We start from the raw sequence: 23559 nt of genomic DNA on the forward strand, positions 1-23559 counted from the left end.
CGGTGCACCGGCCCCGGGGGTGCGAGGGTCGCTCACGTCGTTGCGAGTGCCTCGTGCAACCGGAACCCGCGGTACCCGTCGGCGGCGATCGCGTCGCACTGCTCGCGGTAGAAGCCGACCCCGCCGATGTAGGCCAGGAACACCCGCGGTTTGCCGGGCACGTTCGATCCCATGTACCAGGACTCCGCGGTCGGGTAGAGCGTGGTGTTGCCGACCTCCTCGACGTGGGCGATCCACTGGTCCTCCGCCTCGGTCGTCGCCTCGATCGCGGCGATCGACCGTTCGCGCAGCGAGACGATGCAGTCGGTGATCCAGTCGACGTGCTGCTCGATCGACACGATCATGTTCGAGAGCACCGACGGGCTGGACGGGCCGGTGATGGTGAAGAGGTTGGGGAACCCGGCGACGGCCAGTCCGAGGTAGGTGCGCGGACCCTGCGCCCACTTCTCCCGGAGCAGTACGCCGTCCCGGCCACGGATGTCGATCGAGTCGAGTGCGCCGGTCATCGCGTCGAACCCGGTGGCGAACACGATGACATCGAACCCGTACTCGTGCTCGGAGGTGCGCACCCCGGCCGGGGTGACCTCGATCAGCGGTGTCCGCCGCAGATCGACGAGCGAGACGTGCGGCAGGTTGAACGTCTCGTAGTAGCCGGTGTCCAGACAGGGTCGCTTGGTGCCGAACGGGTAGGTGCTGGGGCACAGTGTCTCGGCGACCTCCGGGTCCTGGACCCGCTCCCGGATCTTCTGCCGGACGAACTCGGCGGCGGTCTCGTTGGCGGCGGCGTCGGTGAGGGTGTCGGTGTAGCCGGCCAGGATCGAGACGAGCGTGCCCTCCCGCCAGCCCGCCTCGTACTTCGCGTTCCGCTCGGCCTCCGACACCTCGTGGGCGGACTGGGTGGCGAGCTCGACCGGCACGCCGAACCCGGAGGTGCGCTGCGCCTCCCGCCAGTTGCGGTAGTCGGCCTTCATCTCGTCGATCTCGGACTGTTCCAGCGGCCGGTTCCGGGCGGCGAGCGAGTAGGCGGGGGTGCGCTGGAAGACGGTGAGCTCGGCGGCCTGCTCGGCGATGACCGGGATCGACTGGACACCGGAGGATCCGGTTCCGATCACCGCGACCCGCTTGCCGGTGAAGTCCACGCCCTCCCGTGGCCAGCGCGAGGTGTGGTAGGTGGCGCCCTGGAAGTCGGCGATCCCCGGGATGTCGATGTCCTTGGCCCGAGACAGGCAGCCGGTTGCCATGATCAGGTACTGGGCGTCGACGGACTCACCGGTGTCGGTGTCCACCCGCCACCGGCTGGTCGCCTCGTCGAAGACCGCCGAGACGACCCGGGTCCGGAAGGTGATCCCGGATCGCAGGTCGAACCGGTCGGCGACGTGCTCGATGTAGCTGAGGATCTCGGGCTGGCTGGGGTAGCGCTCGGTCCACTGCCATTCCTGTTCCAGCTCGGGTGAGAACGAGTAGGAGTAGGAGAGGCTCTCGACGTCGCAGCGGGCGCCCGGGTACCGGTTCCAGTACCAGGTGCCGCCGACACCGTCCCCGGTCTCGAACACCCGGGTGGTCAGCCCGAGCTCGCGCAACCGGTACAGCTGGTAGAGGCCGGCGAGTCCGGCACCGACGATGACGGCGTCCACGGTCCGTTCGTTGGACATGCTTGCTCCTGACGTGCGTCGTTGCAGATCGGAGTGCAGATCGGAGTGCAGTGATCGGAGTGCAGTGCGGCGTGGGGAGCGCGTGCTGCGGGCCGGTGGGCTCAGGCCGGCTGCGAGCGGCCGGCGAGGTGCTTCTCGACCTGGTCGGCGACGTAGTCGAGGCCGGCGGCCGAGCCGGGCAGGACGTTGACGAAGGTGAAGAAGCCGTGCATCTGGCCCTCGAAGCGGCGGCTCTGCACCGGGACGCCCGCGGCGCGCAGCTTCTCGGCGTAGGCCTCGCCCTCGTCGCGCAGCACATCGTGCTCGGCGGTGAGCACGACGGCGGGCGGCAGGCCGGCCAGATCGGCCGCCCGCAGCGGCGACGCGTCGGGCCGGGCCCGGGCCGCGGCGTCCGGCGCGTAGTGGTCCCAGAACCAGATCATCGAGTCGCGGCTCAGCATCAGCTGGTTGGCCGGGTCGGTGTAGCTGGCGTTGTCCACGTCGGCGTCGGTGACCGGGTAGACCAGCACCTGCAGCGAGATCTCCGGCCCGCCCTCGGCCTTCGCCCGCTGCGCCATGATCGCGGCGAGGTTCCCGCCGGCGCTGTCCCCGGCGACGATCAGCGGCAGCCGCAGGCCGCGGGCCGCGAGGTGGTCGACGGTCCAGCGCAGCGCGGCCCAGGAGTCCTCGGCCGCGGTCGGGTAGCGGTGCTCGGGCGCCAGCCGGTAGTCGACGAGCACGACGGCGGCGCCGGTGCGCGCCACGAGATTCCGCCCGAGCGTCTCGAACTCGTCCAGCGAGCCGATCACCCAGCCACCGCCGTGGTAGTAGACGATGACCGCCCGCGGGTCCTCCGGCAGCAGCAGCCGGACGCCGATGCTGCCGCCGTCGACCGGGACGGTCTCGTCGATCCGCTGCGCGACCTCGGGACCGGGGCCGTACATGTCCCGCAGCATGCCGCCGAGCTCGCGGGCCTCGACCGGGGTCATCTCGTGCAGCGGCTTGGCCCCGCTCTCCGCCATCTGGGCCAGGAATCCTGCCGTCGCGTCGTCGAGCGCCATGGCTTCACCTCGTTGTGAATGTGGGGTCGTACAGGTCCGGATCGGATAGCCCGCGCCGAAAGGCGGAACCACAAGATACGAACGCGTCAGCGAGTTACATCACATCCGAACGAGTGAATAATGCATCCTGCATGCTGCATCAAGATCATCGGGTCAGCACGTGGCGGAGCGTCCGGCACGGTACCCCTGGACCATCCCCCGGAGGTTGGACGTGCCGCTCTGCGCCGAGAACCCCATGTCGTCGCGGGCGGTCGCGTTGCCCACCGCCCAGAGCCCGGGGATCAGCTCGCCGGACCAGCGGAGCACCCGCGCGCAGGTGTCCACCTCGAGCCCGGCCGAGCCGAGCCCGGCCTGGACCCGGGCCAGCCGGGCGGCGTGGAACGGCGGCCGCACGATCGGCCCCAGCGTGGGGTTCGGGCCGGTGCCGGAGCCGGCGAGCCGGCTCATCCACAGCGTCCAGGGCCGCTCGCCGCGGCCGAAGGCGTCGTCCCGGCCGCGGGCGCAGGCCGCGTTGTAGCCGGCCACCGTGGCGGCGAGCCCGGCGGCGTCGATGCCCGCGCGCCGGGCGAGCTCCTCGACCGACGGCGCACTGACGACCCGGCCCGGGTCGACCTGCACGACACCGCGTTCGGCGAGATCGTGATCGTAGACGAGCCAGGCGGGCCAGTTCGGCAGCCGCTGCGACGCCCCGTCCAGGTGGTGCAGCGCGGCGTTGATCGCGGGATAGAAGCTCTCGTCGGCGAACCGCGCACCCTGCGCGTTCACGATGATCTCGTGCGGGTGCACCACCCAGTGCGTGCGGTAGCGGGGCCCGCCGTCCTCGTCGGGCTCACCGGTCGGGAAGCCCACCTGCACGGTGTTGCGAGCCGCCGGGAGCGCCCGGATCGACGCCCCGAGCGCGGCGGCCATGCCGAGATGGTCCCCGGTGATACCGGGTGGGGAGCCGGTCCCGTGGTCGTCGAGCACCCCCTCGAACCGGTGCACCAGCTCCCGGTTGCGGTCGTAGGCGCCGGTCGCCAGCACGACGCCGAGCCGGGCGGCGATCTCCCGACCGTCGTCGAGGACGACCCCGGTCACCGCACCGTCGCGGCTGCGCAGCCCGGTGACCCGCGCCCCGGTCGTCACCTGCGCACCGGCACCGAGCGCGGCACGCAGGAAATGGCCGGCCAGGGCCTGCCCGGTCACCAGCTCGGCCGCCGACGTCCCGGCCCCGCCGTCGCCACCCACACTCCAGACGGCGGTCCGCCGCAGCCGGCCGGCCCACCCGCCGAGCGCGTCCGCCGGCAGCGGGACCGGTTCGAGGCAGCGCCCCTCGGCCGTGGAGTGCGCGGCGTGCGGGTGGTAGTAGTCGGGCAGGCCGCGGAGCACCCGCAGCTCCAGGCCCCGGGCGGTGAACAGGTCGAGCGCCTCGTCGGCCGTGCCGAGCAGCGCCCTGGTCCGGGCCGGGTCGTTGTGCCCGCCGGCCACCGCGTCGATGTAGCGGGCGCCGTCCTCGGCGGTGTCGGCGATGCCCAGCGCGGCGGCCCAGCGGTTCCCGGGGATCCAGATCTGGCCGCCCGAGACGGCGGTGACCCCGCCGACGACGTCGGTGCGCTCCAGCACCAGGGTGCGGGCCCCGGCGTCGGCCGCCGCCGCGGCCGCGGCGCAACCGCCGATCCCCGAACCGACGCAGATCAGGTCGTACTCGCTGTCCACAGGGCCTCCGGTCGCGGGCCACCCGCTCGCCGACGTCGAACCACCAATAGACCACACGGCGCCGACCCGCGTGGAGAGCCGGACGCCCGCCCCGGCGGCCCGGCGGGTCCCGCACCGGCGGGCCGGTAGGCTGGCGCGTCGTGCACTGGTTCTCCACCGGGCTGCTGATCGCCCTGTCCGCGGGGACCGCCGCCTGGGCCGGGTGGCTGCTCCGGCGCCTGTTCGTCGTCGAGCCCGCCGCCGCCCCCGAGCCCGGGCGCACGGACCGTCCCGTCCCGGACGACGCCGACGACCACCACCACACCGAGGAGCGCGACTCGTGACCGACCCCGACGACGAGCAGCTGCAGACCACCATCACCGGCCCCGCCAACGCCGCCCCGGACTCGCCGCAGCGCAACCGGCCGCAGTGGCCGGACCTGCCGGTCGACGACGACACCGCGAACTTGCGCGAGGGCCCCGACCTGAACGAGGCCTGCCTGGGCCTGCTGCCGCTGGTCGGCACCTGGCGGGGCACCGGCGAGGTCGTCTACCCGACGATCGACGGCCCGTTCCACTTCGGACAGCAGATCACCTTCGCACACGACGGCCGCCCGTTCCTGTCCTACGAGTCGCGGTCCTGGCTGCTCGACCCGGACGGCGGGATCATCCGGCAGGCCGCCCGCGAGACCGGCTTCTGGCGCCCGCAGCCGGACGGCTCGGTCGAGGTGCTGATCGCCCACAACACCGGGATCGTCGAGCTCTACTACGGGCCGAAGGGCGACATGCGGTCCTGGGAGATCGAGACCGACGCGATCGCCCGCACCCCGTCGGCCAAGGAGGTCACCGGGGCGAAGCGGCTCTACGGCCTGGTGAACCAGGGCGATCTCGCCTACGTCGACGAGCGGGCGATGGTCGGCCAGACGATGCAGCCGCACATCTCGGCGCTGCTGCACCGCGTGGTCGGCTAGGTGGAGGGCGCGATCGCCCGTCCGTGCGGTAGCCGGGCGCTGCTGTTCGAGGTGCGGACCGCCGCCGAGGTGGCCGCGATCGTCGACGCCGTGCGGGCCGCCCGGCTGCCGGAGGTGACCGAGCTCGTGCCCGCCGCCCGGACCGTCCTCGTGGAGGTCTCCGCCGGGGCCGGCCTGGACCGGGTGCGGGCCGCCGTCGCCGACGCCGACCCGCGCGACGGGGCCGGTGGCACCGGTGTGCTGCACACGATCCCGGTCTCCTACGACGGCGCCGATCTCGATCTCGTCGCGGACACCGCGGGGATCTCCCGGGACGAGGTGGTCGCGCTGCACAGCGGCGCGGAGTACACGGTGGACTTCTGCGGTTTCGCCCCCGGGTTCGGTTACCTGTCCGGACTGCCCGGGCCGTTACAGCAGCCGCGGCTGGAGAGCTCGCGGACCGCGGTGCCGGCCGGCTCGGTCGGGATCGCCGACGTCTACAGCTGCGTGTACCCGCGCCGCTCCCCCGGCGGCTGGCGGCTGATCGGCCGCACCGACACCGTCCTGTTCGATCCGGCGGCGGACCGGCCCGCGCTGTTCACCCCGGGCGACCGCGTGCGGTTCGAGGCCCGATGAGCGGGCTGGAGGTCCTCGCCACCGGACCGCAGGCGCTGGTCACCGACCGCGGACGGCCCGGCAACGCGCACCTGGGCGTGCCGCCGTCCGGCGCGCTCGACCGGCCCGCCTACGAGCTGGGGAACCGGCTGGTCGGCAACGACGACGGCGCCGCCGGGCTGGAGCTGCTGGGCGGGCGGCTGCGGCTGCGCGCCCACGGCGGCCGCGTCGTCGCGGTGACCGGAGCGCCGGCGCCGGTCCGGGTGGACGGCAGGCCCGCGGCGTCGCACACCGCGGTCTACGTCCGCGACGGCGCCGTGCTCGACATCGGAGGCCCGGTCGGGGGCCTGCGCGTGTACCTCGCGGTCGCGGGCGGGCTCGACGTGCCCGCAGTGCTGGGCAGCCGGAGCACCGACCTGCTGTCCGGGCTCGGTCCGGCCGCGCTCACCGACGGCGACCTGCTGCCGATCGCCGGCCGGACCGGTGGGCTGCCGGCCGGCGGGCCGGTCCCGGTGTCGGTGCCGCGGCCGGCGATCCGGCTGCGCGCCCGGCTCGGCCCCCGCGACGACTGGTTCGCCGACCCGCGGGACGCCCTGGTCCGTCCGGTGTGGACGGTGTCGCAGGACGGCAACCGGATCGGGGTGCGACTGGACGGCCCGCCGCCGGCGCGACACCCGGACACCAGGGACCGCGAGCTGCGCAGCGAGGGCATGGTGACCGGTGCGGTGCAGGCCCCGCCGGACGGGCCGCCGGTGGTGTTCCTGGCCGACCACCCGACCACCGGGGGCTACCCGGTGATCGCGGTCGTCGAGCCGGACGACCTGCCGCTGCTGGCCCAGGCGGCGCCCGGGACCCGGGTCCGGTTCACCGTGCTCGGCTGAGACCGTGCCGGGGTGGGTGAGCGCGCACGTCCGCGTTCCGCGGAACGCGGCGTGACCGGCCCGGATCGTGGCGAGCCCCCGCGAGGCGCCGACCATGATCCCTGTTTCGGGAGTGTAGGACGTTCTCCCGCGCGTCGACACTCCCGAAACAGGGATCATGAACGGGGCACGCGGCCGGCGCGGCCGATCAGCGTCCGGCGTCCTCGCCGTCCAGGATCGTCCGGACGTCGGCCGGCGCCATCCCGGAGAGCCGTCCGATCTGCGCCGGATCGAGGCCGCACTCGTTCAGGTGCCGGACGGCGCCGGCCAGCTCGTCGCGGCGGCGGCGCAGGACGTCGCCGAGCTCCTCGATCCGGTGCTGCGAGTCGTCGAGGGTGCGGGTGGCGTCGAGCGCGCGCACCGGGTCGGCCAGCAGCACCGCGAGCAACCGGTCCCGGGCGTCGTCGTCGCCGGGTGGGGACGGCACCACCGCCAGCGGGAGCTCCTGCTGCTCACCCGGCACCGGATCCGGGCCGGTCGGGTCGGTCTCGCCGCGGCGCATCCGCGCCCGCTGGACCGCGCGTGCCGCGAGGGCCTGCTGGACGGCCCGGGAGACCGGCTCGGACAGCGGCGGCGGTGCGGGCCGGGCCGGCTGCGCCGAGGCCGCGGCCCGGCCCGTCGGTGCGGGGGATGCGGTGCCCGGCGACCCGCCGCTGGGCAGGTCCTCCTGCGCGGGCACGGTGCGCTCGGCGGACCAGGGCGGCAGCGGCGCCGCGGGGTGGTCGGCGGGCGGGGGGACGACGTCCGAGCGGGGCTCGGGACCGTCGGGCGCCGGGTCGCTTGCCGGGCCGCTGCTCGCCGGGTCGCTGCTCCCGGGGCCGGGGGCCGACGTGCCGGCGGCGGCCGGGTCGGGGTGCGCGTCGGCGATGTGCAGGTGCGCGACCGGGACGGCCGGGCCGGTGGTCCCGCCCGGCCCCGAGGCATCCGCCACCGGAGCACCCGCGGCGTCCGTCGCGGTGGCGCCGTCCGGCCGGTCGATGGCGGGCCCGTCGTCGGTCACCGGATCCGCGTCCTCGGCGCCCGGCTGCACCGGGCCGCGCGTGCGGGCCCGGGTCGCCGAGCCGGGCCGCTCGTCGGCGGGGGCGAGGAGCTCGTCGAGCGGGCCGCCACGGTCCGACTCCCGGGCGTGCCGGCCCGGGGCGCCGGTCGCGGGCCGCCGGGCACCGGCGGGGACCGACCCACCGGGGCGGACCGGCAGGCCCGGCAGCGGGCCCGTGTCCACGCCCGGGTCCCGCTCCGCGTACGCCCCGGCACCCCGCTCGCCATTGGCCCCGGCAGCGCCGGCGGCCCCGGCAGCCCCGGCGGCGATGGCCCCGGCAGCCGGTGAGGCGACGGGCTCGACGCGCCGCTCCGCGACAGGCTCGCTGTGTCGCTCCGCGGCAGGCTCGACGTGCCGCTCCGCGGCGGTGCCGATGCGTGGCTCCGCGACGGCATCACTCTGTCGCTCCGCGACGGCGCCGACGTGTCGCTCCGCGACGATGTCCGCGACGGTCCGCGGACGCGCCGGAGGCAGCGGATCGGCCGGGCCACCGGCCGACTCCCCGGTCCAGTCCTCGGCACACGGCTGCGGGCCGGCGATGTCCGGCGGCGCGACGGGCAGCGGCGCCGGGCCGCTGCGGGCCCGCCACACACCCCAGAGGACCAGGACCACGAGCACTGCCGCCCCCAGCGCCGCGAGGAGCGCGAGGGGCGGAACCGTGACCGAGCCGAGCTGCATGGGACCGGACCCTAAAGGGGCCCGGGCCCGTGCGCGTGCAACCTCAGGTGCTGCGCGTCCCCGACGAGGGCTGCGCCGCACTCGGCCGACCGGAGTCCGCGGAACCGTTCGTGCCGCTGTGCGGGCCGGCCGACTGGCCGTTGGCCGGGCGTCCGCCGGCCTTGTCCGCGGACTCGGATCCGCCACCGCCGGCCGTCTGACCGTTGCCGGCCTGGCCGGAGCCGTTCCGGCGCGGCTCCTGGTCGCCGTGACCGCTGCCCCGACCGGCTGCCGGGTTGGCGGTGGTCGGCGGCTCGGCGGCCGACCCGGACCTCGCCTGCTTGGCCTTCTCGTCGTCCGCGGAGGGCTTGTCCGAACCATCCGATGGGGTGTCACCGGAACGGCGGACGGCCCCGACCGCGACGGTCTTCTCGGCGTCGCTCTCCGATCCGGTCTGCTTCCCGTCCTGGCGCGGCACCGCGGACGTCGCGGGCTCCTCCGGACGAGCGTCGGACGCCGGACGGAACAGCTCGGCGGGCCGGGGCTCGTGCTCCTCGCCACCCGGGCGCACCGCGGTGGTCCGCTCGGCGCCCTGCTCCGGCCCCTGCTGGCCGGGCGCGGCCGCACCGGGCCGCGGGGCGGGCGAGGGCCGCGCCCCCGCACCGGGCCGCGGGCCCGGCTGGCCCGGACGGGGCTGCTGCCCGGAGGCCTGACCCTGCTCCGGCCGGATCGTCTGGCTCCATCCGCCGGCCTGGCCCGGCCGGGGCTGCTGGCCGGAACCCTGCTGCCCGGCGCCCTGCTGGCCGCCAGGCTGCTGACCGGCGCCCGGCTGCCCGGCACCCTGCCCGCCGGCCTGCTTCCAGGCGCCCTGCGGTCCGGCACCGGCGGCGGCCGCGGCGGCCGGCTTCGCGGCGTCCGACTGCTGGTCGGACGAGCCGGGCCTGCCCTGCGGGCGGGCCTGCGAACCGGAGTCGTTGCGGCCGGAGCCCGGCTGCCCGGGCGCTCCGGGGCCGGGCTGCGGACGCGGGCCGGGGCGCGGTGACGCGCCGGACTCACCCTGGCCGGGGCCCTGCTGCGCGGCGGCCGGGCGGGCACCGTTCACCCCGGACGGGGTCTGCGGCGTGCCCGATCCGCGGCCAGCGCCGGAGGGCTGGTCCTTCTGGCCGGGCTGGGACCCGGCCGTCGCTCCCGGGCGGGCCGGCTGGGCGGCACCGTTGCGCGACTCGCGCGCCTCGGGCGCACCGGTGCGGGACTCCGCCGAACCGGGCCGGGCCGCCTCGTCGGCGCCCTCGGCCTTCGCCGCGGCGGGCCGGGTCCGGTCGGTTCCCGGCTTCCCGGCGCCCGCACGCAGCTCGTCCCGGCGCCGGGTCAGCTCGCCGACCTCGGCGCGGAGCTTGTCGCCCTGCTCGCGGGCCCGGTCGGCGTCCGCCCGGGCCCGGTCGACCTGCTTACGCGCCTCGGCGGTGACCCGCTCGGCGTCGGCCCTGGCCTTGGCCCGGATCTCCTCGGCCTCCTCCTCCGCCTTCTGCAGGATCGCCTGCATCCGGTCGGAGAAGTGGTCGGACCCGGTGTGCCGGTCCGCCTCGTGGCCCGGGCCGGGCGGCGCCGGCGCGGGGCGCGGCGGGCCCTGCCGGGGCGGACCGGGCGGACCGGGTGGCCCGGGTGGCCCGGGTGGCCCGACGAAGCCGCCGGGCGGCGGCACCGGCATCGGCGGTGGCACCGGCCGGCTTCGCAACGCGTCGATGTCGGCCCGCATCCGGCCCATCACCCGCTGCATCCCGACGATGTGCTCGTCGACCTGCCTGCGGTCGTATCCGCGGAGCACGACGTCGAACCGCGGGGAACCGCCCGGGCGGTCCGCCCCGTCTGCCGTCATCGCTCACTCCTCACAGTTCGTCCGGCGCAGTGCCGGTGAGACACCACTGCGAGGTCCACGCAACCGGCGACACCGATCCGACCCCGCCGGTCAGGGTAGCCACGGGAGCGCCGTCACGGCGAACGCCGCGACCCGCAATGATCACTCACCGGCGTGGCGTCCCCCGCGAAGGACGCTCCCGTGACACGATGCGCGGCTACCGTCCTCGCGACCGCAGCCTACCGGGCCGGAGCGAATACCATCATGGTGTGGACTCCTCGCTGAAGGGCACGCTGCACAAGCGCGGTCTCCGGATGACCCCCCAACGCCAACTCGTCCTGGACGCGGTGCGCGAACTGGGGCACGCCACGCCCGAGCAGGTGTGCACGCGTGTCCAGGCGACGGCGCCCGCCGTCAACATCACGACCGTCTACCGGACCCTGGATCTGCTCGAGGGGCTCGGCGTCGTCCGGCACGCCCATCTGGGGCACGGCGCGCCGACCTACTCCGAGCACCGGCACCGGCACGTGCACCTGGTCTGCCACCGATGCGGCCGGGTCGACGAGGCACCGGCCGAGCTGCTGTCCGGTGTGGCCGAACGCACCCTGACCGACCTGGGTTTCCACCTCGACGCGACACACGTGGCACTGTCGGGGACCTGCGCCGACTGCGCGGCGGACGAGACCGGCGAGCAGCACGGCACCCAGCACGGCAGCACCCAGCACGACACCCAGCACGGCGACGCGGCCCCGGCGACACCGGGCGTCGCGAAGGGAGACCGGTGAGCACGACCGGACCGCAGTCGGCACCCGAGAACGACGAGACCCACGACGGCGCGACGGAGCCGCCGGACCCGGACGCCGCCGTCGCCGCCCATCACGGCGACCCGCCCGCGGAGCAGCGTGCGATGGCCCGCTCGGCCGCCGTCATCGACCGCAGCCACCGGGACGTGCTGGCGGTGACCGGTGAGGAACGGCTGTCCTGGCTGCACCTGCTGCTCACCCAGCACGTGAGCGAGCTCCCGCCGGACACCGGCACCGAGGCGCTCGTCCTGGACATCCAGGGCCGGGTGCTGCACCACATGGCCGTCGCCGCCACCGGCGACACCGTGTACCTCGACACCGAGCCCGGCGAGGGCGCGCCGCTGCTGGACTACCTGCAGAAGATGGTGTTCTGGTCGAAGGTGGAGCCGCGCGACGCGACCGCGGAGCTGGCCGTGCTCACCGTCGTCGGGCCGGACGTTCCCGAGGTCCTCGAACGGGCCGGGCTGCCGGTGCCCGCCGCACCGCACGGTGTCGCCGGGCTCGACGGCGGCGGGTTCGTCCGGCGCACCCCGTGGCCGGGGAGGGACGCCGCCGACGTCGTCGTGCCGCGTGCCGAGCGCGACGCCCGGTGGTCCGCGCTCACCGCGGCCGGCGCGCGGGCGGCCGGCACGATCGCGTTCGAGGCGCTGCGGGTCGAGTCCCGGGCCCCCCGGCTGCACCGGGACACCGACGACCGGACGATCCCGCACGAGGTCGGCTGGATCGGACCGGCGGTGCACCTGACGAAGGGCTGCTACCGCGGGCAGGAGACGGTCGCCCGGGTCGCCAACCTGGGCCGCCCGCCGCGCCGCCAGGTGCTGCTGCACCTCGACGCGGGCGACGAGGACCTGCCGCGCACCGGCGACCCGGTCCAGCGCGACGGCCGCGCCGTCGGGCGGATCGGCACCGTCGTCCAGCACCACGAGCTCGGCCCGATCGCGCTCGCCCTGGTGAAGCGCTCGGTCCCGGTGGACGCGGAGCTGACCGCCGGCGCCGACGACCGCGTGTCCCCCGTCACGATCGACCCGGACTCCTACGAGCCCGACCCGGACCAGCCGCCACCCGGACGGGCCGCCCGGGATCGCACCGGGCGCGGGCCGGGGCGCCGCGGCTGACCTGCGCGGTCCGGCGTACCCCGTCCGTGGTGTCCACCGGGTGGACGCCGGCCGTCGGGCCACCGCATCGGCGCGCCCACACCTGTGACGACGACGGTGCCGCATCGCACGCCCCGGGGTGCGCAGGGTACGGTTGGACCCACGACATTGATGAGACGAGAGGGGCCGCCGGGTCGTGTCAGGTGACCGGGCCGCCCCTTCCCTGTTGTAAGGGGGACCAGCCATGGGGCGCGGACGAGCCAAGGCCAAGCAGACGAAGGTGGCCCGCGAGCTCAAGTACAGCTCCCCCGCGATGGATCTCGACGCGCTGCAGCGCGAGATCGGGAGCGGGACGGCGGTTACTACCGACAACGGCGACGAGGAGTACGGCGAGTACGCCGACCTCGCCGCCAAGTACAACGACGAGGACGACCACCCTCGCCGCTGACCCGCGCACCGGCGCCCGGTCGGGACTCCGGTTCCCCGACCGGGCGTCGTCGCGTGCGCGACCTCTCCTCACCCGCTCGCCGCTGCGAGCGCTACGCCGGACGTACCCGGCGGTTTCGCCCGACCGGCCGGATAGGGCAAGATCACCAACGCGTTCCGCGAGGGGCGCGCTCACCGGTCCCCGTCCTGTCCGAGGTGTTCACGACATGCGCGGCAACCTCTTCGCGGTCGCCGTCAATCTCGTCGTGCTCACGGTCCGGTCGGACCAGCTGCACCTGCTGCTGATCGAGCGGGGCGAACCGCCGTTCCTCGGCGAGTGGGCCCTCCCGGGCGGTTTCGTGCGCCCCGAGGAGGACCTGGTGCACACCGCCAGCCGCCGGCTCGGCGAGGAGACCGGGGCCGCCACCGGTGACGCCGTCGTCGGCCATCTCGAGCAGCTCGCGAGCTACGCCGCCCCGGACCGCGACCCGCGCGGCCGGGTGCTGTCCGTCGGCTACCTGGCGTTCGTCCCGGACATGCCGGAGCCGACGCCCGGCGGCGGCGCCGCGAAGTCGGCGTGGTGGCCGGTCGACCGGATCCCTCCGCTCGCCTTCGACCACGAACGGATCCTCGGCGACGGCGTCGAGCGGGCCCGGTCCAAGCTGGAGTACACCACGCTCGCCGCGTCGTTCTGCCCGCCCGAGTTCACCGTGTCCGACCTGCGCCGGGTCTACGAGGCCGTCTGGGACGCCTCGCTCGATCCGCGGAACTTCCAGCGGAAGGTGACCTCCACCGAGGGGTTCCTGGTCCCGACGACGACGCTGGTCACCGGCGGCCGCGGGCGGCCGCCCCGGCTGTTCCGGCGGGGCCCGGCCACCGCGCTGCACCCGCCGATGCTGCGGGAGTCGCACCGCCCGCACGAGCGGTCCGCGACGGCGCGCTGATCCCGCGCCGGCCGGTCCCGCTCAGAAGCGCGGGTGCTCCCCGCGCAGCTGCACCCGGGCGCCGATCCCGCCGGAGCCGGCACCGTCGACGTCGCCGATCCGGGCGACCTCGCCGAGGATCCAGGCCGGGACGTGCCGGGCGGTGAGCACGGCGAGCGCCCGGTCGACGTCCTCCGGCGGGAGCACGGCGACCATACCGACACCCATGTTGAACGTCTTCTCCATCTCGGCGCGGTCCACCCGGCCGCGGCTCTGGATCAGCTTGAAGACCGGGGCCGGGGTCCAGGAGCCGCGCTCCACGGTGGCGGCCAGGCCGTCCGGCAGCACCCGCTCCAGGTTCCGGGCGAGCCCGCCGCCGGTGATGTGCGAGAACGTGCGGACGCCGGTCTCGGCGGCGATCGCCAGGCAGTCCTTGGCGTAGATCCGGGTCGGGACGAGCAGCTCCTCGCCGAGCGAGTGGTCGAACTCCTCCAGCTCGCCCTCCAGCGGCAGCCGGGCGATGTCGAGCAGCACGTGCCGGGCCAGCGAGTAGCCGTTGGAGTGCAGGCCGGACGACCCGAGCGCCACCAGCACGTCACCGGGGCGGACCCGCTCCGGGCGCAGCATCTTCTCGGCGTCGACGATGCCGACGCCGGTCGCGGACAGATCGTAGCCGGCCGCGTCCATCAGGCCGGGGTGCTCGGCGGTCTCGCCGCCCAGCAGCGCGCAGCCGGCCTGCTCGCAGCCCTCGGCGATGCCGCGGACCAGGGTCGCGACCTTCTCGGGGACCAGCTTGCCGACGGCGATGTAGTCCTGCAGGAACAGCGGCTCCGCGCCGCACACCACCAGATCGTCGACGACCATCGCGACCAGGTCCTGGCCGATGGTGTCGTGCTTGTCCATCGCCTGCGCGATCGCGACCTTGGTGCCGACGCCGTCGGTGGACGCGGCGAGCACCGGCTCGCTGTACTTGCCGAACCGGGCGGCGAACAGGCCGGCGAAGCCGCCGATCCCGCCCATCACCTCGGGCCGGGTCGCCTTCTCCGCGAACGGGCGGAACTGCTCGACCGCCCGCTCCCCCGCGTCGATGTCCACCCCCGCCGATGCGTAGCTGGCGGGGCCGGGCTCGGTCGAGGGCATGGGTCGGTTCTCCAGTACGGGGGTCGTGACAGGGCGTGCGCGGGGCGTGTCGCCGGGCCTACGGCCGGGACAGCGCCCCACCAGCACCGTATCCGACCGACAGCGGGCCGGGCTCCGGGGCGGGCGCCGTGCGGGCCCGCTCGGCCGGTGGGATGTCCTCCAGCAGGTGCTTGCCGAGCTTCGCCTCGTCCGGCAGCGGGATCGGGTAGTCCCCGTCGAAGCAGGCGCAGCACAGCCGGGAACGCGGCTGCTCGGAGGCGGCGACCATCTGCTCCACCGAGACGTACCCGAGCGAGTCCGAGCCGATCGAGCGGCGGACGCCCTCGGTGTCGGCGCCGTTCGCGATCAGCTCGGCGCGGCTGGCGAAGTCGATGCCGTAGAAGCACGGCCAGCGCACCGGCGGCGACGCGATCCGCACGTGCACCTCCAGGGCGCCTGCCTCGCGCAGCATCCGGACCAGGGCGCGCTGGGTGTTGCCGCGCACGATCGAGTCGTCGACGACGACCAGCCGCTTCCCGCGGATGACGGTGCGCAGCGGGTTGAGCTTCAACCGGATGCCGAGCTGGCGGATGGTCTGGCTGGGCTGGATGAAGGTGCGCCCGACGTAGGCGTTCTTCACCAGTCCCTGGCCGTAGGGGATGCCGGAGCCCTGCGCGTAGCCGATCGCGGCCGGCGTGCCGGACTCCGGGACCGGGATGACCAGGTCGGCCTCGACCGGGTGCTCCTCGGCGAGCCGGCGGCCGATCTCCACCCGGGTGTCGTACACCGAGCGGCCGGCGATCTGGGTGTCCGGGCGGGCCAGGTAGACGTACTCGAACACGCAGCCCTTGGGCTCCGGCGCGGCGAAGCGCTGGCTGCGGATGCCCTCGGCGTCGATCGCGATCAGCTCGCCCGGCTCGACCTCGCGGACGAACGAGGCGCCGACGATGTCCAGCGCGGCCGTCTCCGAGGCGACCACCCAGCCGCGCTCCAGCCGGCCCAGCACGAGCGGCCGCACGCCCTGCGGGTCGCGGGCGGCGAACAGCGTCGTCTCGTCGGCGAAGGCCAGCGAGAACGCCCCGCGCAGCCGCGGCAGCAGCCGCAGCGCGGCCTCGAAGATGCCGAGATCGGCGGCGCCCGCGGCGAGCAGCTCGCCGACCAGGTCGGAGTCGGTGGTGGCGCGCAGCCCGGACCGGTTGCGGTTCTCCAGCTTCGCGACGTCCTCGCGCAGCTCCGCGGTGTTGACCAGGTTCCCGTTGTGCCCCAGCGCCAGCCCGGATCCGGTGGCGGTGGTGCGGAAGGTCGGCTGGGCGTTCTCCCAGGTGGTCGCGCCGGTGGTGGAGTAGCGGCAGTGCCCGATCGCGAGGTGACCGCGCAGCGAGGACAGGGTCTGCTCGTCGAACACCTGGCTGACCAGGCCGAGATCCTTGAACACGACCATCCGCTGGCCGTCGGACACGGCGATCCCGGCGGCCTCCTGGCCGCGGTGCTGCAGCGCGTACAGGCCGTAGTACGTCATCTTCGCGACGTCCTCGCCGGGCGCCCAGACACCGAACACCCCGCACTCCTCGCGGGGACCGGTCTCGTCGGGTTCGGGAGCGGGAATCGGGGTGGGGGCGGTGCTGACGTGGGTGTTCCGGACGGAACTCAACGCGGCGCTCCTCGGCTGGCGGCGTACCGGGACCAGATCGTGATCGTACGCCGCAACAGCAGGTTCCTTCAGGTTCGGGGAGCAGGGTCACTCCGCGGTCCGTGCACCGGCAGCAGCGCCGCCACCTCGGCGGCCCGTGAACCGGACACCCGGAGCGAACCGTCGGCGACCGCGTCGCCCCAGGAGGTCCGGCCCAGCGCGAGCGCGAGCCAGGTCCGCGGATCGGTCTCCACGACGTTCGGCGGGGTGCCGCGGGTGTGCCGTGGCCCGTCGATGCACTGGACGGCGCCGAACGGCGGGACCCGCACCTCGACGCTGTGCCCCGGCGCCCGCCGCACCAGCTCGGCCAGCGACTCCTTGACGGCGGCCCGGCGGGTGGCCCGGTCGGGTTCCGGGCCGCCGTCGAGCCAGTCGTGCAGCGGGCCGGTCACACCGAGACGGGGCCGAACCGGGCCGGCAGGGTGGCCTCCCAGGCGGCCCGGAGCTCGTCCAGCGCGAGCGTCCCGGCGGCGTCGCCGAGGTCGAGCGCGGTGCCCCCGGTCCCGCCGATCCGGACGGCCGGGACCCCGGCGTCGGCGGCCCGCGCCAGCAGGGCGTCGGCGGCGTCCGCGGCGACGGTGACCAGCACCCGCCCGGCGGACTCGGAGAACAGCGCGGTGAACGCGTCGTCGTGCACCTCGGCCAGGTCGATCCGGGCGCCGCGGCCACCGGCCAGCGCGGCCTCGACCAGGCCCTGGGCGAGCCCGCCGTCGGAGAGGTCGTGGCTGCCGGTGAGTTCGCCGTCCGCGGCGGCGGCCGCGAGCAGGCCGGCGAGCCGGCGCTCGTGCTCCAGGTCGACGGCCGGCGGGTACCCGCCGAGGTGGCCGTGCACCTCGTGCGCCCACTCGGAGCCGCCGAACTCGGCGGCGGTGGAGCCGAGCAGGATCACCGCGTCGCCGTCGGCGCCGGCGAACCCGGACCGGACGGCGCGCCGGACGTCCTCGATCACGCCGAGCACGCCGACCACCGGCGTCGGGAGGATCGCGGTGGAACCGGTCTGGTTGTAGAAGCTGACGTTCCCGCCGGTGACCGGGGTGCCGAGCACCGCGCAGCCGTCCGCGATGCCGCGGATGGCCTGCTGGAACTGCCACATGACGTGCGGGTCCTCCGGCGAGCCGAAGTTCAGGCAGTCGGTGACGGCCAGCGGCACCGCGCCGGAGGTGGCGACGTTGCGGTACGCCTCGGCCAGCGCGAGCTGGGCGCCGGTGTAGGGATCGAGCGCGACGAACCGGGCGTTGCAGTCGGTGGCGACCGAGATCCCGCGGCCGGTCTCCTCATCGACCTGCACGACACCGGCGTCGGCGCCGTGCGCGGCGACGGTGTTGCCGCGGACGTAGCGGTCGTACTGGTCGGTGACCCAGGCGCGGCTGGCCAGGTTCGGCGAGCCCGCCATCCGCAGTACCTCGGCGCGCAGCTCGGACGGGGTCTCCGGGCGCGGCAGCCGGTCCGGCAGGTCGGCGTTGAGCGCGTCCTGCTGCACCTCGTCGCGGGCGACCGGGCGCCGGTAGACCGGGCCCTCGTGGGCGACGGTGCGCGGCGGCACGTCGACCACCGTCTCGCCGCCGGAGGTGATCACCAGCCGGTCGCCCTCGGTGACCTCACCGATCACCGACGCCAGCACGTCCCACTTCGCGCAGACCGCCAGGAACGCCTCGACGTGCTCGGGCTTCACCACCGCGCACATCCGCTCCTGGGACTCCGAGGAGAGGATCTCGGCGGCGGTCATCCCGGTGGCGCGCAGCGGGACGGCGTCGAGGTCCACGCTCATCCCGCCGTCACCGGCGCTGGCCAGCTCGGAGGTGGCGCAGGACAGCCCGGCCCCGCCGAGGTCCTGGATGCCGACGACCAGCCCGGCCGCGAACAGCTCCAGGCAGCACTCGATGAGCACCTTCTCGGTGAACGGGTCGCCGACCTGCACGCTGGGGAGCTTCTTGCGGCCGGTGTTCTCCCCGAACGTCTCCGACGCCAGCACCGACACGCCGCCGATGCCGTCGAGCCCGGTGGTCGCACCGAACAGGATGATCTTGTTGCCGGTACCGGAGGCGAACGCCAGGTGCAGGTCCTCGCGCTTGAGCGCCCCCACGCAGAGCGCGTTGACCAGCGGGTTGCCCGCGTAGGACGGGTCGAACACGACCTCGCCCGCGACGTTCGGCAGGCCCAGGCAGTTCCCGTAGCCGCCGACCCCGGCGACGATCCCGGGCAGCACCCGGGCGGTGTCCTCGGCGTCGATCGGGCCGAAGCGCAGCGGATCGCCGACCGCGATCGGGCGGGCACCCATCGCCATGATGTCGCGCACGATGCCGCCGACGCCGGTCGCCGCGCCCTGGTAGGGCTCCACGTAGGACGGGTGGTTGTGCGACTCGACCTTGAACGTGACGGCCCAGTCGTCACCGATGCTCACCACGCCGGCGTTCTCGCCGATCCCGGCAAGCATCGCCGAGCGCATCTCCTCGGTCGTCGTCTCACCGAAGTAGCTCAGGTGCACCTTCGACGACTTGTACGAGCAGTGCTCGCTCCACATCACCGAGTACATGGCGAGCTCGGCGTCGGTGGGCCTGCGGCCGAGGATCTCCCGGATGCGGGCGTACTCGTCGTCCTTGAGGCCCAGCTCGCGGTAGGGCTGCGGCGCCTGCGGCGTCGCCTCGGCGTGGGAGACGGAATCGACCTGCACCTGGGACTGCGTCACGGCACCAGGGTAATCGCGGGGTCCCGGCACCCGGCCGGGCCGTGCCCGGAAGCACAGCCCGCCCGGTCAGCGCCTCAGGAACCGGCGGCCACCGTCGCCCTCAGCACCGAGGTGAACAGGCCCAGGCCGTCCTCGGACGGACCGGTCAGGGTGCTGGTCGCGTGCTCCGGGTGCGGCATCAGCCCGACCACGTTCCCGGCCGCGTTGGTGACGCCGGCGATGTTGCGGGCCGAGCCGTTCGGGGCGCCGTCGCGGTAGCGGAACACGACCCGGCCCTCGCCCTCCAGCTCGTCGAGGGTCGCGGCGTCGGCCACGTACCGGCCCTCCTGCGACTTCAGCGGGACCAGCAGCTGGTCGCCGGCCGCGTAGTCGGCGGTCCACGCCGTCCGGCCGTTCTCCACGGTCAGCACCAGGTCCCGGCACAGGAAGTGCAGCCCGGCGTTGGCGACCAGCGCCCCGGGCAGCAGGTGCGCCTCGCAGAGGATCTGGAAGCCGTTGCAGATGCCGAGCACCGGCAGGCCGCGCCCGGCCGCGTCGACGACCTCGCGCATGATCGGCGCCAGCGACGCGATCGCGCCGGCCCGCAGGTAGTCGCCGTAGGAGAAACCACCGGGGACGACGACGGCGTCCACACCGCGCAGGTCGTGGTCGCCGTGCCAGAGCGGGACGGCCTCGGCACCGGCGCGCCGGACCGCGCGGGCGGCGTCGACGTCGTCGAGCGTGCCCGGGAAGGTGATCACGCCGACACGACTCACAGCCGGGTCACCGTCCAGTCCTCGATCACCGGGTTCGCCAGCAGCGAGCCGGCGAGCCGGTGCAGGGTCTCGTCGTCGATCGCCTCGTCGACCTCGAGCTCGAAGTGCTTGCCCTGCCGCACCCCGCTCACCCCGGAGATCCCGATCCGGCCGAGCGCCCGGGTCACCGCCTGTCCCTGGACGTCGAGGATCTCGGGCTTGGGCATCACGTCCACCACCACTCTGGCCACGGCACCAGGGTAGAGGTTCGTTCCGCGGCACTCGCTCGTCCCACGGCGAACGGGGATGACAGCCCACCGGGCCGGGCCCCACCATCGGGTATGCGGATTCTGCTGCTGGGTGGGACGGTCTTCCTCTCGCGCGCGATCGCCGAGGCCGCGCTGGCCGCCGGACATGCCGTGACCTGCGTGTCCCGCGGCGTCTCCGGCGCGCCGCCGCCGGGTGCGGCGACGGTGAAGGCGGACCGCTCCGAGCCCGGCGCGCTGGCGGCGGCGCTGGCCGGCGAGCCGTCCGGACGTGGGTTCGACGCCGTGATCGACGTCGCGACGATGTCGGCGCCCTGGGTGCGCGACGCCCTGGACGCGCTCGCCGACCGGGCCGCGCACTGGACGTTCGTCTCGTCGATCAACGCCTACGCCGATCCGTCGGTCCGCGGCGGGACCGTCGGCCAGCCCACCCTCGGTCCGCTGCACACCCGTCCCGATCCGGACTCCGACGACCCGGAGGTCTACGGCGCCGCGAAGGTGGCGAGCGAGCAGGCCGTGCGCGAACGGGTCGGGGACCGGGCGCTGATCGTGCGCGGCGGGCTGATCTGCGGGGCCGGGGACCTGTCGGACCGGTTCGGGTACTGGGCGAACCGGTTCGCCCGGGGCGGGCGCGCCGTCGTGCCGGACGTGCCGGGGCACCCGATGCAGATCATCGACGTGCGCGACCTCGCGGAGTGGATCGTGCGGTCCGCCGAGGCCGGCGCCACCGGCGTCTTCGACGGCACCGGGCCGCGCTCCACCCTGGCCCGGGTGCTGGAACAGGTCGCCGACGCCGTCGGCGCCCCGGATCTGGACCTGGTACGAGTGCCGGCGGAGACGCTGGTCTCCGAGGACGTCGCGATCTGGGCCGGGCCGCGGTCGCTGCCGCTGTGGCTGCCCGAGTCGCACTGGGGCATCGCCGACCGGGACGTCACCGCGACCCTGGCGGCCGGGCTCGGCATCCGGTCGGTCGGCGACACGGCGCGCGCCGCGCTGGACCGCGAGCGCGAGCTGGGCATGGCCCGGCACCGCCGGTCCGGGCTCACCCCCGACGAGGAGCGGGCCGTGCTGCGGGCGCACGCCACCGGCTGATCCGTGGGCCGCTCAGCCGCCGTCGAGCACCGTGCGCAGCCTGGCGGCGAACCCGGCCGGATCGCCGGGGTGGCCGAACTCGCCGCCGGCGAAGCCGCCGTGGTGGCTGGGGAACAGCACGAACTCCCGGCCGAGCCGCGCGGCGAGCGCCCGCGCGGTGCGTGCGGTGAGCGCGTCCCCGGTCTCCTCCCCGACGGCGATCAGCACCCGGGTGGGCGCCGCGGCGAGCGCGGCCGCGTCCGGGACGAAGGTGAGGACCGACGCCGACCGATCGGACAGCAGCGGATCGTCGCGGGCGCCGTCGTCGTCGGTGGGCAGGCCGAACGCGGCCGGGTCCGGCGGCCCGGCGGCGAAGTAGTCGTCGGTGAACTCGCCGGACCAGGAGGTCAGTGCGATGAAGGCGGCCATCCCGGCGCCGTGGCCCTTCGCCTCGTAGACCTCCCGCATCTCGCGCCACGCCCGCCGGGCGGCCGCCGCGTCCGGCAGCTCGCCGATCAGCGGCGGCTCGTGCGCGACCAGCACGTGGACGTCGCCGGGGTGCGCGGCGACCAGCGCCAGCGCGGTGACCGCTCCCCCGCTGCTGGCCAGCAGGTCCACCGGCCCGCCGAGCGCGCCGATCAGCGCGTGCACGTCGGCGGCCTGCACCTGCGGGTCGTGGTCGGTGCGGCCGTCCCGCCGGGTGCTCCGGCCGATCCCGCGCGGGTCGTAGGCGACGACCCGGCGCTCCGGCAGCTGCGCGGCGAGCGAGCGGAACCCGGTGGCGTCCATCGGCTGGCCGATCGCGAGCAGCGGCCGGTCGCCCGGCGCCGGATCGGGGCCGTGCACGTCGTAGGCGATGACGGCGTCGCCGACGTCGAGGGTGTGCGTGTCCATGCATCCCCGACCGGGCCGGGACGGCGTTCTCATCGGTGCCGCGTGAGCAACGACCCATGTCACCCGCTCGGACGAGCACGGACGGACCGGGGATGCTGGTCGCATGCACCGCAGCCACACGCACGATCCGGCGGGCCCGCCCTGCCCCGCACCGGTCACCGGCCGGGGACCGGCGGGACACCTCCGATGGGCATGACCTGGGAGCAGGTGGTCCTCGACGCCCGCGACCCGGAACGGCTGGGCCGCTGGTGGGCCGAGGCGCTCGACTGGGAGGTCGTCGCCGTGTCGCCGCGCGAGTTCTCCATCCGGCCGGTCCGCGGTGGCGCCCCGGGGATCACCTTCGTGCCGGTGCCGGAGGGCAAACGGACGAAGAACCGGATGCACATCGACCTGCGGCCGGACGGCGTGCGCGACTCCGAGGTCGCCCGGCTGCTGATGCTGGGCGCGACCCGGATCAACGTGGGCCAGCACGGGGACCAGCCGTGGACCGTGCTGGCCGATCCCGAGGGCAACGAGTTCTGCGTGCTCGGCGAGCACCGCAGCTGATCCGTCCACAGGCGACCTGGTTGTCCACAGCACACACACACTGTGGACAACCCGGTGGGCGGGTGCTGTCACGCCGCCGCCGCGACCACCGGGAACAGCCCGCGGTGCACCGACCCGACGGCACCGGCGGAGCGGGCGGCGTCGATCGCCTCGAGCGCGGCCCCGACCCGGTGCGGCTTCCGGAGGTCCTTGGCGCGCAAGCCGATCCGCACGACGCCTGCCCGCCTGACCGACCGCAGCGCCTGGGCCGGCAGCGCCCGCCTGCCGCCCGCCGCCGGCTCGGCGCGCAGCCACGGCTCGGAGCTGCGGAAGGTCAGCACCCTGGCCCGCAGGACGGGTCCGCCGGGCAGCGTGGACCGGATCGCGGTCTCGTCCGCACACAGGGTGAACCCCTGCTCGGGGAGCGCCGCGACGGTGCTCGCGGACGCCGTCCAGCCGGGCGCCGCGAAGCCGTCGGTGGACAGGCCGGTCGCGGTGAGCACCCGGCGCGCGGCGGTCAGCCGCAGCAGCGCCTCGTGCCGGGGCAGCGCGCCGAACTCGGTGCGCCGCCCGATCCGCGGGACCGAACCGTTCTGCCAGGCCCCGACCGGGTCGGCGGTGTGGTCGTAGCCGTGCAGCAGCAGGTCGTCGCCGGCGCCGACCCGGCCGGCGAGCCAGCGGACCAGGTCGTCGGCGCGGCGCAGCGGCGGTGCGCCGGCGGCGCGGGGCTGCACCAGGTGGGTGAGCGGCACCCCGCGCCGGTCCAGCTCGACGGCGAAGGCGACGGCGCGGGCGCGGTCGGCGTCGTCGCCGTCGGTGAGGCCGGACAGCGAGACCAGCAGCGTTCCCATGCCCGCCATGACAACGCACCGGGATGAACGCGGTGTGAGCCGCGCGGGTCGGCCCGGCGACGAACGACCGGCGGTC

General features: G+C 75.2%; 23 protein-coding genes. 10 read left to right on the forward strand and 13 right to left on the reverse strand.

Going from position 1 to position 23559, the window contains the following annotated elements:
* Nucleotides 1-32 precede the first annotated feature (32 nt).
* The 3 genes from ABZ881_RS00120 to ABZ881_RS00130 all read right to left on the reverse strand — a co-directional run bounded on the left by ABZ881_RS00120 (nucleotide 33) and on the right by ABZ881_RS00130 (nucleotide 4387).
* Nucleotides 33-1652, reverse strand: a complete 1620-nt coding sequence (locus tag ABZ881_RS00120; RefSeq protein WP_358480476.1) for an NAD(P)/FAD-dependent oxidoreductase — start codon at nucleotides 1650-1652, stop codon at nucleotides 33-35.
* 101 nt (nucleotides 1653-1753) lie between these two features.
* A complete protein-coding gene (locus tag ABZ881_RS00125) occupies nucleotides 1754-2692 on the reverse strand; it encodes an alpha/beta hydrolase (RefSeq protein ID WP_358480478.1) in 939 nt (312 codons plus the stop codon).
* Nucleotides 2693-2845: 153 nt separating this feature from the next.
* Entirely contained in the window at nucleotides 2846-4387 is a 1542-nt protein-coding gene (locus tag ABZ881_RS00130; RefSeq protein ID WP_358480480.1) for an FAD-dependent oxidoreductase, read from the reverse strand.
* A gap of 140 nt (nucleotides 4388-4527) precedes the next feature.
* Here ABZ881_RS00130 and ABZ881_RS00135 point away from each other — a divergent pair, with 140 nt between their 5' ends.
* Genes ABZ881_RS00135 through ABZ881_RS00150 form a run of 4 tightly spaced genes read left to right on the forward strand, consistent with a single transcriptional unit; the run spans nucleotide 4528 to nucleotide 6811 of the window.
* Nucleotides 4528-4710, forward strand: coding sequence for a hypothetical protein (locus ABZ881_RS00135; protein ID WP_358480482.1), 183 nt, complete (start codon nucleotides 4528-4530; stop codon nucleotides 4708-4710).
* 32 nt (nucleotides 4711-4742) lie between these two features.
* Nucleotides 4743-5336, forward strand: coding sequence for an FABP family protein (locus ABZ881_RS00140; RefSeq protein ID WP_358481080.1), 594 nt, complete (start codon nucleotides 4743-4745; stop codon nucleotides 5334-5336).
* Nucleotides 5337-5951, forward strand: coding sequence for an allophanate hydrolase subunit 1 (locus ABZ881_RS00145; protein ID WP_358480483.1), 615 nt, complete (start codon nucleotides 5337-5339; stop codon nucleotides 5949-5951).
* Nucleotides 5948-6811 carry a biotin-dependent carboxyltransferase family protein gene (locus tag ABZ881_RS00150; protein ID WP_358480485.1) on the forward strand — a complete coding sequence of 288 codons (864 nt, stop codon included), beginning with the start codon at nucleotides 5948-5950 and terminating at the stop codon, nucleotides 6809-6811. Before ABZ881_RS00145 ends, ABZ881_RS00150 begins: the two co-directional genes overlap by 4 nt.
* Before the next feature lie 187 nt (nucleotides 6812-6998).
* Here the strand turns inward: ABZ881_RS00150 and ABZ881_RS00155 are convergent, their stop codons facing one another.
* Complete coding sequence (locus ABZ881_RS00155; RefSeq protein WP_358480486.1) at nucleotides 6999-8567, reverse strand: hypothetical protein; 1569 nt, start codon at nucleotides 8565-8567, stop codon at nucleotides 6999-7001.
* 43 nt (nucleotides 8568-8610) lie between these two features.
* The gene (locus ABZ881_RS00160) at nucleotides 8611-10422 is read right to left on the reverse strand and encodes a hypothetical protein (protein WP_358480487.1); all 1812 of its coding nucleotides are present in this window, start codon (nucleotides 10420-10422) and stop codon (nucleotides 8611-8613) included.
* A 248-nt stretch (nucleotides 10423-10670) separates the two neighbouring features.
* Here ABZ881_RS00160 and ABZ881_RS00165 point away from each other — a divergent pair, with 248 nt between their 5' ends.
* From ABZ881_RS00165 to ABZ881_RS00180, 4 genes are all read left to right on the forward strand, one after another.
* Complete coding sequence (locus tag ABZ881_RS00165; RefSeq protein WP_358480489.1) at nucleotides 10671-11186, forward strand: Fur family transcriptional regulator; 516 nt, start codon at nucleotides 10671-10673, stop codon at nucleotides 11184-11186.
* A complete protein-coding gene (locus ABZ881_RS00170) occupies nucleotides 11183-12319 on the forward strand; it encodes a folate-binding protein (protein WP_358480491.1) in 1137 nt (378 codons plus the stop codon). Before ABZ881_RS00165 ends, ABZ881_RS00170 begins: the two co-directional genes overlap by 4 nt.
* Before the next feature lie 223 nt (nucleotides 12320-12542).
* Entirely contained in the window at nucleotides 12543-12746 is a 204-nt protein-coding gene (locus tag ABZ881_RS00175; protein ID WP_344024905.1) for a DUF3073 domain-containing protein, read from the forward strand.
* A 205-nt stretch (nucleotides 12747-12951) separates the two neighbouring features.
* Nucleotides 12952-13668, forward strand: a complete 717-nt coding sequence (locus tag ABZ881_RS00180; protein ID WP_358480493.1) for an NUDIX domain-containing protein — start codon at nucleotides 12952-12954, stop codon at nucleotides 13666-13668.
* A 21-nt stretch (nucleotides 13669-13689) separates the two neighbouring features.
* On the opposite strand, the gene purM is transcribed toward ABZ881_RS00180, so the two are convergent.
* The 6 genes from purM to purS form a co-directional block, all read right to left on the reverse strand.
* Nucleotides 13690-14787, reverse strand: coding sequence for a phosphoribosylformylglycinamidine cyclo-ligase (gene purM, locus ABZ881_RS00185; protein ID WP_358480494.1), 1098 nt, complete (start codon nucleotides 14785-14787; stop codon nucleotides 13690-13692).
* A gap of 58 nt (nucleotides 14788-14845) precedes the next feature.
* Complete coding sequence (purF, locus tag ABZ881_RS00190; protein ID WP_344024912.1) at nucleotides 14846-16417, reverse strand: amidophosphoribosyltransferase; 1572 nt, start codon at nucleotides 16415-16417, stop codon at nucleotides 14846-14848.
* Nucleotides 16418-16485: 68 nt separating this feature from the next.
* A complete protein-coding gene (locus ABZ881_RS00195) occupies nucleotides 16486-16848 on the reverse strand; it encodes a sterol carrier family protein (protein WP_358480497.1) in 363 nt (120 codons plus the stop codon).
* Nucleotides 16845-19142 carry a phosphoribosylformylglycinamidine synthase subunit PurL gene (gene purL, locus ABZ881_RS00200; RefSeq protein WP_358480499.1) on the reverse strand — a complete coding sequence of 766 codons (2298 nt, stop codon included), beginning with the start codon at nucleotides 19140-19142 and terminating at the stop codon, nucleotides 16845-16847. The genes ABZ881_RS00195 and purL overlap by 4 nt, the downstream gene beginning before the upstream one ends.
* A 74-nt stretch (nucleotides 19143-19216) precedes the next feature.
* Nucleotides 19217-19897, reverse strand: a complete 681-nt coding sequence (purQ, locus tag ABZ881_RS00205) for a phosphoribosylformylglycinamidine synthase subunit PurQ (RefSeq protein ID WP_358480501.1) — start codon at nucleotides 19895-19897, stop codon at nucleotides 19217-19219.
* Nucleotides 19894-20127 (reverse strand): phosphoribosylformylglycinamidine synthase subunit PurS, encoded by a 234-nt coding sequence (gene purS, locus ABZ881_RS00210; RefSeq protein WP_344024919.1) that lies wholly within the window; start codon nucleotides 20125-20127, stop codon nucleotides 19894-19896. Before purS ends, purQ begins: the two co-directional genes overlap by 4 nt.
* 90 nt (nucleotides 20128-20217) lie before the next feature.
* Between purS and ABZ881_RS00215 the strand changes: the two genes are divergently transcribed.
* Nucleotides 20218-21234, forward strand: a complete 1017-nt coding sequence (locus ABZ881_RS00215; protein ID WP_358480502.1) for an NAD-dependent epimerase/dehydratase family protein — start codon at nucleotides 20218-20220, stop codon at nucleotides 21232-21234.
* Nucleotides 21235-21246: 12 nt separating this feature from the next.
* Here the strand turns inward: ABZ881_RS00215 and ABZ881_RS00220 are convergent, their stop codons facing one another.
* On the reverse strand, nucleotides 21247-22107 hold the full coding sequence (locus ABZ881_RS00220) for an alpha/beta hydrolase (RefSeq protein WP_358480505.1): 861 nt from the start codon (nucleotides 22105-22107) through the stop codon (nucleotides 21247-21249).
* A 186-nt stretch (nucleotides 22108-22293) separates the two neighbouring features.
* On the opposite strand from ABZ881_RS00220, the gene ABZ881_RS00225 reads away from it, so the two are divergent.
* Nucleotides 22294-22653: a VOC family protein gene (locus ABZ881_RS00225; protein WP_344024925.1), complete on the forward strand. Its 360-nt coding sequence runs from the start codon at nucleotides 22294-22296 to the stop codon at nucleotides 22651-22653.
* A 68-nt stretch (nucleotides 22654-22721) separates the two neighbouring features.
* Here ABZ881_RS00225 and ABZ881_RS00230 read toward each other — a convergent pair whose 3' ends face one another.
* A complete protein-coding gene (locus ABZ881_RS00230; protein ID WP_358480507.1) occupies nucleotides 22722-23483 on the reverse strand; it encodes a DUF2334 domain-containing protein in 762 nt (253 codons plus the stop codon).
* Nucleotides 23484-23559: the final 76 nt, after the last annotated feature.

It is taken from the genome of Pseudonocardia sp. NPDC046786 (genome assembly GCF_040645415.1).
Classification (GTDB): domain Bacteria; phylum Actinomycetota; class Actinomycetes; order Mycobacteriales; family Pseudonocardiaceae; genus Pseudonocardia; species Pseudonocardia kongjuensis.